This window comes from Mucilaginibacter pankratovii, assembly GCF_014773265.1.
In the GTDB taxonomy this organism is placed as follows: domain Bacteria; phylum Bacteroidota; class Bacteroidia; order Sphingobacteriales; family Sphingobacteriaceae; genus Mucilaginibacter; species Mucilaginibacter pankratovii.
The window spans coordinates 351,585-367,622 of the sequence record NZ_JACWMY010000005.1 but is presented as its reverse complement, the minus strand read 5'-3'; the positions used below and the strand labels follow the sequence as shown (position 1 = coordinate 367,622).

The window sequence follows — 16,038 nt, the reverse complement described above, 5'->3', positions numbered from 1 at the left end:
ATTAAGGCTTTACTCAACTCCTTTTACATTCATTTTTAGGGTATATATCGATTGCCTTGCTGTAATAAACAGGATGTTTTTATCCTTACCGCTAAAGCAAACGTTTGAGGGGATCTTGGGGACAGGAATTGTAATTACCTTTTCTCCTTTAGTGTTATAAACATGTACCCCGTCGTTTCCGTTGGTAAGATACAGGTTACCAAAATTATCAAGGGCCATACCGTCCGAACCATCGCGGCAAAATAATTTGGCGTTGCTTAGTTTACCATCGGCATTAATAGTGTATTTGTAGGTTAAATTAGCGCTTATGTCGGCTACGTAGAGAAATTTACCATCGGGCGTGCCCAGTATGCCATTGGGTTTTTTCAAAGTATCAACCAGTTCTACCGGCGTGGCGGCACCTGCCGGTAAGTAATAAACCCCTTCAGATGTCAGTTGTGTTTTTTTTACCCGTGTCCACCATGCGCGGGCATAAAACGGATCGGTAAAATATATCGTGCCGTTAGGATGCACCCAAACATCGTTGGGTCCATTAAGTAATTTCCCCATATAATTGGTTACTAATACCTTTACAGCGTGTGTAGCTATATCTATTTCCCATAATTCATTATGCTCGTCGGCACAGGCAATTAATTTACCATCTTTATCAATAAACATACCGTTGGAATAGCCGGAATGATCCATAAACAAGGATAAGGTTCCGTTTGTTGCGTATTTCCAGATCTGGCTATTGGGCTGATCCACAAAAAACACGTTTCCATCTTTATCTACCGAAGCCCCTTCTGTAAAAGTAAACCGGTTGGAGATCTCGCGCGGCAAGCTATCAAGGTTAAAAAGCGTTTTCGGTGTATCGATAACCACTGGCGGATCTACTGTTACGCGGGGAGCCTTACTGCACGAAGCTAAGGCCACCACAACCAGCAACAGACAGGGTGACAACCGGGTTAAACTATTCAGCATTTTTTAAAGGTTAAAGGCATTAACGATATTACATAATATTCTTTATTTCCAGGTCACGGCATTAGTTTGGTTTTACAACCGGCGGCGGTTAGTTAACATACTTGTAAAGCCCAAAATCACTCAGCGCAATGCAAACCGGCGATTTGGTTATACGCAGCCTTACTTTTTGCGCGGTAATGTTTTTGGGTAGTTTAATTAACCTGTTGCCGCCTATACTGGTTGCTGTGGCTATCTGCTGCCAGGCCCCGTCCTGCCAGGCATCTATGGCAAGCTCTTCAATACGCTGGCCCAATTTTATATTCTCTCTTAACCTAATGATATTAAACTCTTTGGGCCTGTGCATATCAAGTTCCAGTTGCGGAGTAGTTACCTTATCCTGGGTTGCCCAATAACTGTACCTGTCGTTATCTAATAAATTTGCTGCGGTAAATTTCACCTTATCGCCACTGCGCGTATTACTGGCCTTTAAAGTGGCGCCTTTGGCCAGGTTCTCTTTAAAGGTCAACTCCAGCAAGCGTCCAAATTCTCTTAGCGATGTTACGTCGTGTTCGTTCAAACGCCCGGTTTTATCAGGTGATAAACCCAGATCCAAACTTGCGCCTCTACCCACGCTTTTTAAGTAAATATCAAACAAATCGTGCTGGCTTTTAACCGAATCGTCCTGCGTTTTATGGTAGAACCAACCCGGGCGCAGAGAAACATCGCATTCTGCTGGCATCCAGTATTTGCCATCGCGGTGGCCCTCGGTACCTTCATAGTCTTTCACATAACCATTACCGGGCTTTTTGCCTTCTTCGGGCGCGTGGGGCGTATAGGTTGCCCAACTGGTTTCCCCGGCCTGTCCCCTCTCATTGCCTACCCAGCGTACATCCGGTCCAACATCGCCAAATATCGCCGCGTTTGGCTGCAATTTGCGGGTAATGCCCCAGGTAGTTTCCCATCCGTAATACGTAGATCGGTCGATAGTACGAACTTCCTTAGCGCCTCCGTAATAACCGTCGCCACCGTTAGCGCCATCATGCCACGACATAAACAGCGGGCCGTATTTAGTATACAACTCTTTTAGTTGGGCGCGGTAAACCTTAGTTACATACTCAGGTTTGCCATAAAGCGCGTTGTTCCTGTCCCAGGGCGAGCAGTACACGCCCATTTTCATACCCAGCTTTTCGCATGCGGCTTTGTATTCTCCAACGATATCGCCCTTGCCATTTTTGTAAGGGCTTTTAGAAATATTATAATCTGTTGTTTTAGTTGGCCACAGGCAAAAACCATCGTGGTGTTTGGCTACCACTACTATGCCCTTAAAACCGCCTGCCTTTGCCGCGCCAACTATCTGCATGGCGCTAAATTCCGTTGGGTTTACCACGGCGGCTCCCTCATCACCGTAACCCCATTCCTTGTTCATGTAGGTAGTTGGGCCAAAGTGTATGATGCAATACATCCCGGTTTCCTGCCATTGAAGCTGGCCTTTGGTTGGTAACGGTCCGTATGGTTTTGGGGCCTTTTGTGCGAGGGCCATTACTGGGAGCAGCAGGAATAGTAAAAGGTGTTTCATAGCAGGTATTTGGTATGGTTTTGCTAATGTAAATAAATTGAGATGATTTATTTAATTCAATGGGCGTATCAATTTAATTACATATTAACTTAGCAACCATGATATTTTTTGCGTTGCTAAGTTTGGGTATGCTTGCTATGATGGTTATTCTCGTAATTGCGGCGTACTTTATCCGGGAATTTATTTATACGCATGCTATTCGAAAAAAATTCAGGGCATTGAATTATTCCATCATATCCATTACAAAAGCGGGTAAGCCAGAAAATTATAACGAAGACCCCACATTCGACGCCGTGATGATGAAAGGCGGCGGGCGCTTTGTTAATTACCTTTATAAAAAGGTAACTTATTTGGATGGAAGCCAGCAAAAACAAGAGTGTATGGTTGCAATTAAGAAATTCCCTTTGCTTATTACATCTGTAGATTACATCTTTGCCGATCAATAATCTTACATGTACTCGAAGGACCAGGCATCTCAATTAAAACAAGCATTCTGGACGGCCTTTGGCCAATACATGGGGCCGGTGATGTCTGCTGATGGCCTGCGTACCAACTGGATCAACTACAAAACCGGGGTTAAGCATATCTACTTTAAAATGCAGGCAGATAACAAAATGGCCAGCATCGCTATAGAGATCAGCCACCCGGATATTGAGCTGCAGGAACTCTTCTTCGAACAATTTGCTACCTATAAGGCCATGTTACACAGCACACTGGAGGAAGAATGGGAATGGCAGCTCCACACTACCGATGAGTACGGCAAAACCATCAGCCGTATCTATACCGAACTGAAACCCGTGAGCATTTTCCAAAAAGAGGATTGGCCTAAACTGATCTCCTTTTTTAAACCCCGAATGATAGCCCTGGATGAATTTTGGAGCAATGCCAAATATGCCTTCGAGGCCTGATAAAGGTATTATTGTATCAAAATCACAATGTTCGGGCTTGTTCGGGCTGTTCGCGCCCCATGTCGAACGCGAACAAGCCACCTGTGAAACAACAACTGAGTTTATTTTAACCCCAAACAAATATCGTTGGCTTTTTTCAGGTGCTCTTTTAGCTTAGGCAGCGTTTTGTCGGCAAAATCGGTTATTTTTTTATTGGGATTGCCGGTTACCGTTTTAAACAAGGCGATGGTTTGTTCATGGTCTTCAACCATAGCTTGGATGTAGTCTTTATCAAAAGCATTACCTGTTTTTTTAGCGAGCGCTTCCATCGCCTGATTATGCGCTTTTGTAAGCGTATCTGGCACGCTGGCAGATTGGTCTACTGCGATATCCTTCAGCTCCTTTCCTGAGTCGGTATGTTCCGCTATCATCATCTTAGCATAATCGACGATCGCATCGTTTTTTGATTGCTTTAGCGCCAACTCAGATAGTTTTATCTCCGCGTTGCCCCCTTCTATCCCTTTAGTAATAAAATTCTGTGCTTCGGCATCAATTGTTTTGTTAAAATTCCGGCCTTTTCTATCCCCGTTACACGCGGATACCGTAATAAATACGATCAATATAAAAGCAATGCTGGCCAGTTGTTTCATTATAGAATGCTAAGTATGTAATTGGTGCAACAAACATAAGCGATTCCTGTTTATAATAATCTAATTTTATTTTACAATAGGCTGATAAATTTACTTTTTAAGAAAGTAGTGAGCGGAGGTTAGAGGTTAGAGGTTAGAGGTTAGAGGTTAGAGGTTAGAGGTTAGAGGTTAGAGGTTAGAGGTTAGAGGTTAGAGGTTAGAGGTTAGAGGTTAGAGGTTAGAGGGCAATGCTCAATCATCCGGATTGTTTTGAATTCTGAAAATTCTTTAATTCCTTAAAATTCGAGTTCAGGCAAATATTATGGCGATGCCTTCGGCCCGGGCTATAAGCTTCAACTCCTCATTCCGTACTGCTGATAGAAGCAGCACTTCATTCCGGGGTTTCCGCTCCTATCCCTATCGCAAAAGCAGCGATAAATCTTAATACCGCCTATGATATTAGCAAACAAGCTGCCTATAGTAATAGAGGCGTAATAAAAAAGGCGCTGAATCTCACAATACAGCGCCTTTGCTATAAAAGTCGTTTATTCTTTTACGCCAAATTCCTGCCCGCATTTACTATGCCGTAAACCGTGCGGATCACCAGTTTATTGTAAATGCCGATAAGCTCTTCATCCTGCGTATTGTTGAGGCATTGCAGGGCATAATGCTGTACAATAACCAATGGCAGTACGATCTTCTCACGGATAGCTATCGAACGGCGTTCCACCGGCGATTCTTCCATCAGTACGGCATTTCCTGTTAGTTCGAGCAATAAGGCTTTAGTAAGCTCAAACTCATCCTTCAGGCTCGTCCAGAATTTACCGAACTTTTTATCCTTCTCTAAATAAGCCGTAACCCGGAAATCGGATTTAGACATCGACATCATGCAGTTATCCAGCATGGTTTTAAAGAAACCCGAGTTTTGGTAAAGCACTTTTACTTCTTCCCAACTGCCGCCGTCTTTCATTTTCTTTAACGCAGTTCCTACGCCATAAAAACCAGGGATACTTTGCTTCAGCTGGCTCCAGGAGGTTACAAAACTGATGGCGCGCAGATCTTCCAGTTTTAGCTTGGCCGATGCGTTACGTTTGGTTGGGCGGCTGCTGATGTTGATCTGTGATAATAACTTAAGCGGACTGAATTTTTCCAGGTACTCTACAAACAAGGGGTGCTCGCGCAGGGCAAGGAATAAACCGTGACTTGCTTCGGCCATTTCGGCTATCAGGGCCTTGTGCTTATCGCCCAGCAGATCTTTATGATTAGGGTGCAATGCCGATATGATACCTGCGTTGATCAGTTGCTCGGTATTAAACCTCGCCGTTTCTACGGACCCATATTGAGAACTTACGGTTTGGCCCTGTATAGTTAGTTCAATATGGTCATTCGCAATTTCTTTACCCATCGATGCATAGAAACGGTGGGTTTTCCCACCGCCACGTGCCGGCGGGCCTCCCCTGCCATCAAAAAATGCCAGGTCGATATCATACTTACGGGCCATAGCGGTAAGCTCTACTTTAGCTTTATAAATGCTCCAGTTGGCCATCAGATAGCCGCCATCCTTGGTACTATCGCTAAAGCCAAGCATTATGGTTTGCCTGTTGCCACGGCTTTGTAAATGTTTTTTATAGAATGGATGCGTGTAAAGCGTCTCCATTACATCGCCGGCGTGTTTAAGATCGTTAACAGTCTCAAAAAGCGGCATAAAATCAACGGTAAGCTTATCTTTTTTCCAGCCGCTCCATAGGAATAAGTCTATCAGCTGCAAAATATCAGATGCCTGCTGGCAGTTGCTGATAATAAAGCGCTGGCAGCCTTTTACGCCGTTGCTTTGCTGTATCTGCTGCATCAGGCGAATGGTGTCAAGCGTATCGCGGGTCATATCTTCTGCATCGGCAGGGCAAACAAAATCCGCCTCGGTAAAAGGCAGGGTTTTCAGTTTTGCAGCCTCGTCCATTTCGGCATAGCCTTTTGGTACGCCGGTGTATATTTTTTTGGTGCCATAATCAAAAACACTGCGCAGCACGCGGCTATCCTGACGGATATCCAGCGTTGCAAAATAGGAGCCGAATAGCTGCACTTTCTGCGTAAGGTTATCTACAATGCCTACAAAAAGGCTATCATGACTGGTTACAAGCGTTTCGCGCATCGATCTGAGGATGCTCAGCATTTCGGGCTGCAGATCTTTAGGGTTTTCCTGTACGTTGAAAGCGTTATCGTAAAGCAGCTTTTCCAGTTTCACCAAATTATCGGCAAAACCACGGAATGTGATGCGGCGTTTTAATAACCTGAAATCGCGATAATAACTGCGGAAGATATGTTTACGCAGCATCGCCGCAACCTCGCGGGTAGATTGTGTGGTTACATTAGGGTTGCCGTCGCGGTCGCCGCCGGGCCAAAAGCCCAATTCCAAAACGGGCTGATTGCCTTCCATATCAAACTCTTCCTCGAGTTTGGATTGGATACCCGATAAGGCATGGTAAAATACATTTTCCAAAAACCAAACTAAACTAACGGCCTCATCTACAGGCGTTGGTGAGGTTTTATTAAAGAAAGGCGTTTTGCCTAATTGTTGTAGTAAAGCGTTGATGCTTGGGATATCGTTCGTTTTTAGCGCGTCAATAAGATCGGTCATGATGCCCAGCACGGTACCCGGGTAAAACTGGGTTGGATGCGCGGTAAGTACCAAACGCAGCGAGAAATCTTTTAATTGCTTGCTGATCTGTTTACGGGCGTGCTCGTTAGAGGTTGCCTGCTGCACCATGCTTTGCAGTGGCCCGGTATCGTCCGTGCGGCCCAATGTGCCGAAAGATGAATCCTCGATGGCATCGAACAAAACTACCTGCCGCTCGATGTATTGAATAAAACGGAACATGCGGTTGATCTGCTCGCGATGATCTATCCCGGGTACATACTTTTTAAAGAACGATTCGATGATCTCGGTAGGCGACAATTCGGCCGCCGCTCCCTTTTCGCAATGCGAACTGAAGAAGGGCAGTAAAATACCGGTATCCTTTACCTGGTAAAAAGGCAGGGTTTGAAACAAACTGTTGTATAACTCAAAACGGGTTACAACTTCCTGGTTAAACGTTGTTTCTCTCTGACTGAGCCTTAGGGTTGTTGGCATAATAATACAGGTTTATCAAAATTTACTTAATACCGCTTGCCCGGTATTTTGGCGTGAATTTAACTATCTAAAATTAAATTAAGCTAAAATCCGAATAATTAATAACAGATAATCCTTTTTAATGCAATTATGGTTATTGCAACCTATGGCAAATTTATTTGTTTAAATTTGCAAACGCGAAAATATCCCGCCCAAAACCACCTCATGAATAGCCACAAAAGAGAAATAAAAAGCTTTTTTTACAGCCAGTATTTTTCTGATGGCTTGCGCATTTCTGCCGGTATTTTAATCCCCTCGCTTGTGGCCATGGAGTTTGGCGATTTCGAGCTGGGACTCACCATGTCGCTGGGAGCACTGTGTATCTGCGCGATAGATAGCCCGGGGCCGGTTCAGCATAAACGCAATGCCATGGCTATTGGCAACGGCCTGTTATTTATAGTATCGTTAATAACGGGTTACGCCCGGCTTAATGTGTATACGCTGGGCCTGGAGATCACCGTGTTTTCCTTCCTGTTTAGTATGCTTACCGTTTATGGTAACCGGGCTGCGTCGGTAGGTACCTCTGCCCTGCTGGTAATGATTTTTATGATGGATAAGGCCATCCCACCGCCCGAGTTGCCTATATTTTGCGCTACCATTTTAGCCGGTGGGCTTTGGTATATGATCTTCAGCCTGATATTTTTTGGTATCCGCCCATACCGCGCCGCGCAGCAAACCCTCGGCGAGAATGTTGCCGATGTGGCCCGTTTTTTACGCTTAAAGGCCGATTTTTATCGACCCGAAACGGATATAGATGATAATTACCGCAGGCTGGTACTGCAGCAGATCTCGGTGAGCAATCACCAGGATGCCGTGCGCGAGATGCTTTTTAAGAGCCGGCTAATGGTGAAGGAATCTACCGGGGCCAGCAGGATACTGGTGCTTACCTTTATCGATTTGGTGGATATGTTTGAGCAAATTATGGCTACCCATTACGATTACCGCCACATCCGCGAGAAATACGCACACACGGGCGTATTGAATGAGATAGCCGACTTTTTGCATACCGTAGCTGATGACCTGGATAATATTGGTTTTGCCGTATTGGCCAATACCCGCCCCGAAAAGTTAAGCCATTTGAACGAACGACTGGAGCGGCTTAAACAAAAGATAGATGAAGTTGGTGCCGAAGACAAGGAAAGCAGCAACCTGGTGCTGAAAAAGATATTGATCAACCTGCGCGATGTGGCCAAGGGAATAAGCAATATTTATAAATACTACCATTCCAAAGCATCGGATATGCTGCTGAATGATACCCGCGAAGTGGAGTATTCCAAATTTGTTACCCACCAGGATTTTGCCCCGCACATTTTTTGGGACAACTTCAGCCTCGATTCAGCAACGTTTAAACACGCTCTGCGGGTATCGCTGGTTTGTTTAATTGGTTTTATCACGGCTAAAAATATATCCCTTGGCGGGCATAGTTATTGGGTGCTGCTTACTATTATAGTGATACTGAAACCGGGTTTCAGCCTTTCCAAACAGCGCAATTACCAAAGACTGATCGGTACAATAGCAGGCGGGGTGATTGGGATACTGATCCTGAATTTCATCCCGAATACGACCGTGCAATTCATATTTTTTATCGTATTTATGATTGGCACTTACAGCTTTTTAAGGCTCAATTATGTGGTGAGTGTGATATTCATGACCCCATATGTGCTCATCCTTTTCAAATTCCTGGGCGTGGGTTTGATAAACGTGGCACAGGAGCGCATCATCGATACGGTGATCGGTTCTACCATCGCGTTTATAGCCAGCTATGTGATTTTCCCAACCTGGGAGTTTCAACAGATCCAACACGATCTGAAAGCGGTGATCACCGCCAATATTAATTACCTGCAAAAGGTATCAGAAAGTATTGCAGGCAAACCCGTATTAATTACCGATTATAAGCTGGCCCGTAAGGATGTGTTTGTAAACTCGGCCAACTTATCGGCCACCTTCGAACGCATGACGTCTGAGCCCAAAAGCAAGCAGCGTAACATCAAGGATATTCACAAATTTGTGGTGCTAAACCATATCCTGGCATCATACACGGCCAATATTGCATCCACCATTATACGCACCGGTCCGCAGCAACCACATGCCGATGCCTTAAAACTGGTGAAGCGAAGCATAGCTGTATTAAAGGAGACTGGTAAAAAACTGAGCGGCGAGATCATAGAGGCACCTGCAAAACCTCCAGAGGTGGTAAAAACTGCCGAGGTGCAGCCTGCCCCCATGTCGGCAGAAGATTTGTTGATGAAAGAGCAGCTTGGCTTTATTAATAAGATAACGGTGGATATAGGTAAGGTGACGGAGACTATTTTGAGGTAAGGAAAGCCAAGAGTCTCACACTGCCCTCTCCAAAGGAGAGGGTTCTAAATTCTCCTAAAGCGTACTTAAAGTCCTCTCCTTTGGAGAGGATTTAGGTGAGGCTGAACCCTACAACAACTCCGTTGCCAAATTGGCCAGTTCGCTCCTCTCCCCTTTTTGCAGGGTGATGTGCGCATAAAGCGGGTGCCCTTTTGCTTTATCAATAAGGTACGACAGGCCGTTACTTTCTGCATCCAGGTAAGGCGTATCAATCTGGTAAATATCGCCAGTAAACACAAATTTGCTATTTTCTCCTGCACGGGAGATGATGGTTTTCACCTCGTGTGGGGTTAAATTCTGGGCCTCATCTACAATAAAAAATATTTTTGCAAGCGTGCGCCCGCGGATAAAGGCCAACGGGGTGATGGAGATCTTATCATTGGATACCAGCTCGTCTATCTTGTTTTGCATCTTCTCGTCGTCGGCAAACTGGTCTTTAATAAACTTTAGGTTATCCCAGATTGGTGCCATGTAGGGGTCTATTTTGGATTTTACATCGCCGGGTAAAAAGCCGATGTCCTTATTACTAAGCGGAACTATAGGGCGGGTAACAAAGATCTGGCGGTAGTGCTTACGTTGCTCCAATGCGCTGGCTAAGGCAAGCAGCGTTTTGCCTGTACCGGCATTGCCTTGTATGGTAACCAGTTTAATATCCGGGTGAAGCAGGGCATGTATGGCAAAGGCCTGCTCCAGGTTGCGCGGATGGATATTTAAAACCGGCTGCTCGGTAACCTTCTCTACCTGGCCGGTTTGTTTGTTATAAAAGGCAGATGCTGTGCCGTTCTTGCTGTTCAGCACAAAAAACTGGTTGCTTTGGGGCTGAATATCAAAATCATCTGCCGGGACGCTGTCGCTTTTATTGAGCTTGCCCATCAGCTTCTCGGTAACTTTATTCAGCACGGTTTTGCCGCTGTATAGCTCATCTATATTTTTCACCTTGCCGGTTTCGTAATCCTCGGCATAAAGATTAAGTGCTTTGGCTTTTAATCGCAGGCAGATATCTTTAGATACCAAAATCACTTTTTTATCGGGGTTTTCAAACTGCAGGCCAAGGGCAGCATTTAAGATGCGGTGGTCTATCTTTTCAGACCCAAAAACCTCTTCAGCATCGGCGCTGCTGTTCTTCATATCCATGATCACCTTAAAGCTGCCTTTGCTTTTGCCGTTTAGTGGCATCCATTGATTGATGAGTTGATTCCTGGAGATATCATCCATCAGGCGGATAAAGCTGCGAGCTTCAAAATTGCGGGTATCGTTGCCACTTTTCATGTTATCCAGCTCTTCCAGCACCTGTATGGGGATGGCAACATCATGCTCATGAAAGTTCTCGAAGGCGTTGTGATCGTAAAGGATAACCGAGGTATCCAGCACAAATATTTTCTTTTTACGGTCGGCTCTGTCTATAGTATCCTTATTCATCAAGGCTAAATTAAGGATTTTGGTTGAGATGTGGATGACGGGTAAGCCTACAAATACTCGTTAACCATTAAATTGTGGCCAACCAACAACGCGATGATAACTTGAGTTATCATTTTTCTCCGCCGACCGACGTAAATAATACCACTGGCAGCGATGTACATATAAATACTACTTTCCCTTAATTATAACACCACGCAATGCGCCCCAGGCTTCCAGATATTGTGCCTTTAACAATTTTCTTGCCTCTTTCGCATTCTCTGTGTCGCCGTCCATTTTCACATGCTCTAAGAAGGCAACATAAAGCGCATTCTCCAAATCGGGTTCAACACGGTTTACCATTCGTTCAAAAAAGATAAAAACGCGTCTTACCTCTTTGAGCGCCCCCTTCTTGATGCATTCATTTATATAATTGCTTAACAAGCCAATTTGCACATAAATCAAATCCCGGCAACCCGCGTCATATATTTCCGATTCGAGGTTGGGAAATTCTTCACTATAAAGTATCAGGAATTGATCTGTTGTTAAACGGTCATTTACAATTATGAAACTGGTATTGTTTTTATTGGCTTTTGGTTTAGGCATCAACTAAAAATTAAAAAAATCCCTTTAAACAGGAAAACGGAAGCCCACTCTTGCGAATTGACTCCCGTTTCCTAGCTCTTCGGCTGACCATAGCCACCCTTGAGCACCAAGTTTTGTGTAAAATTAACCGGCCCGATCTCCTCTTTGTTAATTGCTAACGCTGATGTACCATTATTCCTGCGAATGCTGATGACCTCAAATGTTGGCACCTGATGCAGACCTTGTCAGTCTCCTTGCGGAGGCCTCTCCTTCAATGCCGCCCGTAGCGCTGATCTATCCATTTCTCCTTGCGGAAAGCCGGTTAGGGCATACTTGCGGACCTTTGAATTCGCCATCCTCCCGAGGGGAAGTCGACTCTGTCATTATCCGTGCAACGCTGATGTATCTTTATTCTCAGAGAACCAGATCTACCATTGTTTGCTAACGCTGATTGCTTCGAGGCCATTATCTCGTTTGCCGTTCTCCGTAAAGTTTAGCAAAACCCATAATACCCCTTTAATCACTTCCGAAGCAGTTTTGCTTTCGCTTCTTTCTTCTTCATGTGATTCAGGCACTTCCCTAATCTTTAGCTCCCCCGAAGGTTCGCCCGATTTAGTTTCTGTAATCCTGTAAGGCTGTCAAAGTACGTCGTTCTTGATAATTACAATATCGGAACTTTAACCTATATCTGTCAAGTGTTTTTTAAAGTTTTTTACAAATTCTTATTAACACTTTATTAACATCAAATCAATAGTTATCCACATTCGTCAAATGTTGACTATTAGCGCATTAAATACTTGCTTCACATCAAACCCTTAAAAATCTTATTAACAAACAATTAGGCAAATCCAAAAAAGCAGTGAACTGTTTTCATTTCCAAAACGCGCGAAATCCCTAAAACTTAAATTTTTTCGGTTAAATGCTTCCAATATCTTTTAGGAATATGGCGCACATGAAGCTTCGTATTTTTACGCGAAGCGATGTTCACGCTGTTAAAATAGTTCTTCCACAGGTGCTGGTACACGCTTTCGTCCTCGGCAAACGCAGCGACTACACTATTGGGTTTATTTAGATCAGCGAAATCCATTTCAACAAATTGCGTGTCGTGCAGGTCGTAATAGACCCCATACTTACGCTTTATATCATAGATCATCCACTTCTGGTCGGCATAGCGGCTTTTAAAGTGGCGGATGAGTAAGGGCAGTACGTTAAAATCTGGCTCTACGCCGGCATAAAAAGTGCCATCTGTTAACTGCTGAAAACGTACAAAGGCTTCCATCCTATGCTTTTCGCGCCTTACCATCCGCACCAGCTCTGATACGCGCGTTACATATTTGTTGCCATAATCCTCCTCAATATTCACCGGCGAATCAAATGCGTACCGCATATACCCCAGCAGGTTTATGTCCTCCCCCGCTATTCCTGCCAAATGGGCGGCATACAAACGTTGTATGCCTATGTGCGATACGCGCTCTTTCAAACCTTTTAATACCCGCGCCGCACGCGTTTCGTCTGTCGTTACTGTTATCACATTTTCAAACAATGCGCTGTTATGCCACTCGCCGGTATGCAGTTTTACCAATTGCAAGTGATGAGCGTACACTTCATATACCGCGCTAAGCAAACCTTCAAATGTGCCATCGTATATTAAGGTAGTAAGGGCCATGCTCAAAACAGGTTTAATTGGGTTTGCGTGTTTTTTAGATATTTACTTTGCGATGTAGCCAGGATAAACTGTTTGATGTTATTCCCGGTCAGATCGCGCCGTTCAAACTCATTGCTGTTACAGGTAACAAAGTATTTGGCGCGGTTAAGGCTCACCCCCATTTTCTTTAAATGATCCCAATTCAATTTGCCGAATTTGCGTGCGCTTACAATTTTTTGTGCCGATAGCAACCCGATACCCGGCACACGCAGAATCAGCTGCAGATCCGACTTATTAATATCAACCGGGAAGGCCTGCATATTGCGGATGGCCCAGCCCAATTTAGGATCGATATCCAGGTCAAGATGGGGTTGGGCGTTGTTTACTATCTCGTTCACCTTAAAACCATAAAAGCGCATTAGCCAGTCGGCCTGGTACAGGCGGTTCTCACGCACCATAGGCACAGCAGTATTTAGGGCCGGCAAACGGTTATCTGCCAGCACGGGCACATAGCCCGAATAATAAACTCGTTTCAGTTTAAAATTCTTATAAAAATAATTGGCGGAATGCAATACCACATTGTCATTCTCCGGCGTGGCGCCAATGATCATCTGCGTGCTCTGCCCCGCGGGCGCAAACTGTGGCGCTTTCTTAAACAGTTTTTTTTCTTCGGAATGTTTAATAATGGCGTTTCTGAGGTAGCCCATCGGCTTGATCATATCCTGCTGATTTTTATCGGGAGCCAGTAATTTCAGACCAGCCTCGGTAGGCATCTCCAGGTTTACGCTCAGGCGGTCGGCATATAAGCCTGCCTCGTTCATCAGTTCGTCGCTGGCGCCGGGGATAGATTTAAGGTGGATGTAACCGTTAAAGTTATGTTCGGTGCGGAGTTTTTTGGCAACGCGCACCAGCCGCTCCATGGTGTAATCGGCATTCTTAAAAATGCCGGAGCTGAGAAACAGGCCTTCGATATAATTGCGGCGGTAAAAGTTAATAGTAAGGTCCACCACTTCCTGTACGGTAAAGGCGGCGCGTTTGATGTCGTTATTTTTTCTCGATACGCAATAGGCGCAATCGAAAATACAATGATTGGTAAGCAAAATTTTGAGTAGCGACACGCATCGCCCGTCCTCAGTATACGAGTGACAAATACCATTACTGGCATTCCCCAAACCTTTATTTTCGTTTTTCCGCTTGCTGCCGCTGCTTGCGCAAGATACATCGTATTTGGCAGCATCCGCTAATATGTTCAACTTCTCCGTTATCCGCTCCTCATTCATATCAATCAAAAATACTAATATAATTAGTATTTAGTTGACAACTGAAGAGAAATAGTTAAGCCGTTTTAAGAATAAAATTAGAATGCTAAACATATGGGCGCCCCCTTCGGGCGGGCTATACACTGCAAATCCTCGCCTTTGCTTGCGCGCTGAGGCCATCCCGCGGCTGTGGGTTTTCCGCTATTATCCCTGGCGCGGAGCTGCAATTTACCGGTACAATTATTACCTTTATAGGTATCAAAGAAAATCACCCATGAACGACCCGAACCTTTGCCAGCACCTGCAAGCCATTACCGAAGTAAAACTAAGCGATGAACAGGTTTGCGAAGAATGTATCAAACACAATCAAACCTGGTTTCACCTGCGAACCTGCCAAAGTTGTGGCGTAACCCTTTGCTGCGATCAATCGGTAAACCAACACATGACCAAGCATTACCATGCTAACAAACACCCGGTAATAGCATCGGCCCAACCCGGTGAGCGCTGGCTTTGGTGCTACCCCGATGAAGAATTTGTAGAATATTGATGAGCTGATTTTACGTTTGCCGGCTTGTATAACGGCTCCGGCCTGAAATCGAGCAGCATACGTTCAAACACCGATTCATCAATGGTTTCGTTGGTACCCACTAATTCTTTTATCTTCCTCACATGCTTACCCAAAAGGGAAAACGGGAATTTATTAGAGTTATAAAGCATATCAGCATCATTGGGCTTTATTTTTTCGTCAAGATATCTTTTTTCAAAAGCAAGGCCGGCGTCCGCGGCTTTATCTATCATCCACTTAAGTGCAACATCGCTTAATCCCACCTTTGGGTATCCACCGCCTATATTAGAGTGAACGCCCGGGAACCAGCGCTGTTCCATTTTTTGGTTAGGGTTTTTCTCGGCTACATTTTCGCTCTCCCGCCACAAAGTGGGCATAAAGTTTTTTCGCTGCTCATCTACAGCAAGGGCATGATAAGCAAAATCAACGTGGCTGCTCAGTGTGGTATCATGAAACTGGTACTTCCTTTTGTTCTGCATCACCATAAACGGTATACCTAACGAACCTACGGTATCCCACACGCCTATAAATTTCACATTGGCGTAAGGCTGGCTATAGGTGTTCCTAAACTCCACCGCAGCAGCATCGCCGGGCCTGATGTTGCTATCGCGGTACAAGGCATAAGCTTCTTTTATTCGTTTAAGGTCGTTATTTTTCAATAGCCCCACTTTCCGTATCATCCCGGCAAGGCTGCGGGCAGTATAAGCACCTCTGCTGAAACCAAACAGGTAGATCTCGTCGCCCTGCTCATAATTCCAGATAATGAATTTATAAGCGTCCAGAATGTTCTCGTCCAGCCCATAACCGGTGGCACCATCAATAATACGCCTCAGTTTGCTGCCGGTAGAGCCTACCCCCTGGTCGTAATATTTTATTTGTTTAATACCCGCGTCATCCTCGTTGCAAATACCCTCAAATATTTTCTGCACATTGGTAGAGATCTCTACACCACCATCCACATCACCAGGTTTGTTCCAGGTGCCGTCGCTGCAGGTGATGATGCGTTTTCTTATCTTGTCCATATTTAAATGATG

General features: G+C 44.8%; 13 protein-coding genes. 4 read left to right on the top strand and 9 right to left on the bottom strand.

The features are described 5' to 3' along the window. Positions 1 to 9: 9 nt before the first annotated feature. Both IDJ77_RS12335 and IDJ77_RS12330 read right to left on the bottom strand, forming a co-directional pair. Positions 10 to 960 carry an SMP-30/gluconolactonase/LRE family protein gene (locus tag IDJ77_RS12335; RefSeq protein ID WP_191189257.1) on the bottom strand — a complete coding sequence of 317 codons (951 nt, stop codon included), beginning with the start codon at positions 958 to 960 and terminating at the stop codon, positions 10 to 12. A gap of 88 nt (positions 961 to 1,048) precedes the next feature. Beyond that, on the bottom strand, positions 1,049 to 2,515 hold the full coding sequence (locus IDJ77_RS12330; protein WP_191189256.1) for an alpha-L-fucosidase: 1,467 nt from the start codon (positions 2,513 to 2,515) through the stop codon (positions 1,049 to 1,051). 98 nt (positions 2,516 to 2,613) lie between these two features. On the opposite strand from IDJ77_RS12330, the gene IDJ77_RS12325 reads away from it, so the two are divergent. Together IDJ77_RS12325 and IDJ77_RS12320 are read left to right on the top strand one after the other, a co-directional pair. Further along, positions 2,614 to 2,961 carry a hypothetical protein gene (locus tag IDJ77_RS12325; protein WP_191189255.1) on the top strand — a complete coding sequence of 116 codons (348 nt, stop codon included), beginning with the start codon at positions 2,614 to 2,616 and terminating at the stop codon, positions 2,959 to 2,961. Between the two features lie 6 nt (positions 2,962 to 2,967). Next, a complete protein-coding gene (locus IDJ77_RS12320; RefSeq protein ID WP_191189254.1) occupies positions 2,968 to 3,423 on the top strand; it encodes a DUF4268 domain-containing protein in 456 nt (151 codons plus the stop codon). 101 nt (positions 3,424 to 3,524) lie between these two features. On the opposite strand, the gene IDJ77_RS12315 is transcribed toward IDJ77_RS12320, so the two are convergent. Further along, positions 3,525 to 4,052: a DUF4142 domain-containing protein gene (locus IDJ77_RS12315; protein ID WP_191189253.1), complete on the bottom strand. Its 528-nt coding sequence runs from the start codon at positions 4,050 to 4,052 to the stop codon at positions 3,525 to 3,527. A 532-nt stretch (positions 4,053 to 4,584) separates the two neighbouring features. Continuing rightward, positions 4,585 to 7,158, bottom strand: coding sequence for a phosphoenolpyruvate carboxylase (locus IDJ77_RS12310; protein WP_191189252.1), 2,574 nt, complete (start codon positions 7,156 to 7,158; stop codon positions 4,585 to 4,587). A 204-nt stretch (positions 7,159 to 7,362) separates the two neighbouring features. On the opposite strand from IDJ77_RS12310, the gene IDJ77_RS12305 reads away from it, so the two are divergent. Next, positions 7,363 to 9,516, top strand: a complete 2,154-nt coding sequence (locus IDJ77_RS12305; RefSeq protein ID WP_191189251.1) for an FUSC family membrane protein — start codon at positions 7,363 to 7,365, stop codon at positions 9,514 to 9,516. Positions 9,517 to 9,624: 108 nt separating this feature from the next. On the opposite strand, the gene IDJ77_RS12300 is transcribed toward IDJ77_RS12305, so the two are convergent. The 4 genes from IDJ77_RS12300 to IDJ77_RS12285 all read right to left on the bottom strand — a co-directional run bounded on the left by IDJ77_RS12300 (position 9,625) and on the right by IDJ77_RS12285 (position 14,460). Further along, positions 9,625 to 10,974 carry a PhoH family protein gene (locus IDJ77_RS12300; RefSeq protein WP_191189250.1) on the bottom strand — a complete coding sequence of 450 codons (1,350 nt, stop codon included), beginning with the start codon at positions 10,972 to 10,974 and terminating at the stop codon, positions 9,625 to 9,627. Between the two features lie 168 nt (positions 10,975 to 11,142). Then, positions 11,143 to 11,556, bottom strand: a complete 414-nt coding sequence (locus tag IDJ77_RS12295; protein ID WP_191189249.1) for a DUF7674 family protein — start codon at positions 11,554 to 11,556, stop codon at positions 11,143 to 11,145. A gap of 880 nt (positions 11,557 to 12,436) precedes the next feature. Continuing rightward, a complete protein-coding gene (locus tag IDJ77_RS12290; RefSeq protein ID WP_191189248.1) occupies positions 12,437 to 13,201 on the bottom strand; it encodes a TIGR03915 family putative DNA repair protein in 765 nt (254 codons plus the stop codon). Positions 13,202 to 13,203: 2 nt separating this feature from the next. Continuing rightward, a complete protein-coding gene (locus tag IDJ77_RS12285) occupies positions 13,204 to 14,460 on the bottom strand; it encodes a putative DNA modification/repair radical SAM protein (protein WP_191189247.1) in 1,257 nt (418 codons plus the stop codon). A 253-nt stretch (positions 14,461 to 14,713) separates the two neighbouring features. Here IDJ77_RS12285 and IDJ77_RS12280 point away from each other — a divergent pair, with 253 nt between their 5' ends. Beyond that, positions 14,714 to 14,986: a UBP-type zinc finger domain-containing protein gene (locus IDJ77_RS12280; RefSeq protein WP_191189246.1), complete on the top strand. Its 273-nt coding sequence runs from the start codon at positions 14,714 to 14,716 to the stop codon at positions 14,984 to 14,986. On the opposite strand, the gene IDJ77_RS12275 is transcribed toward IDJ77_RS12280, so the two are convergent. Continuing rightward, complete coding sequence (locus tag IDJ77_RS12275; RefSeq protein ID WP_191189245.1) at positions 14,956 to 16,026, bottom strand: DUF2235 domain-containing protein; 1,071 nt, start codon at positions 16,024 to 16,026, stop codon at positions 14,956 to 14,958. The genes IDJ77_RS12280 and IDJ77_RS12275 overlap by 31 nt on opposite strands. Between the last annotated feature and the right edge of the window lie 12 nt (positions 16,027 to 16,038).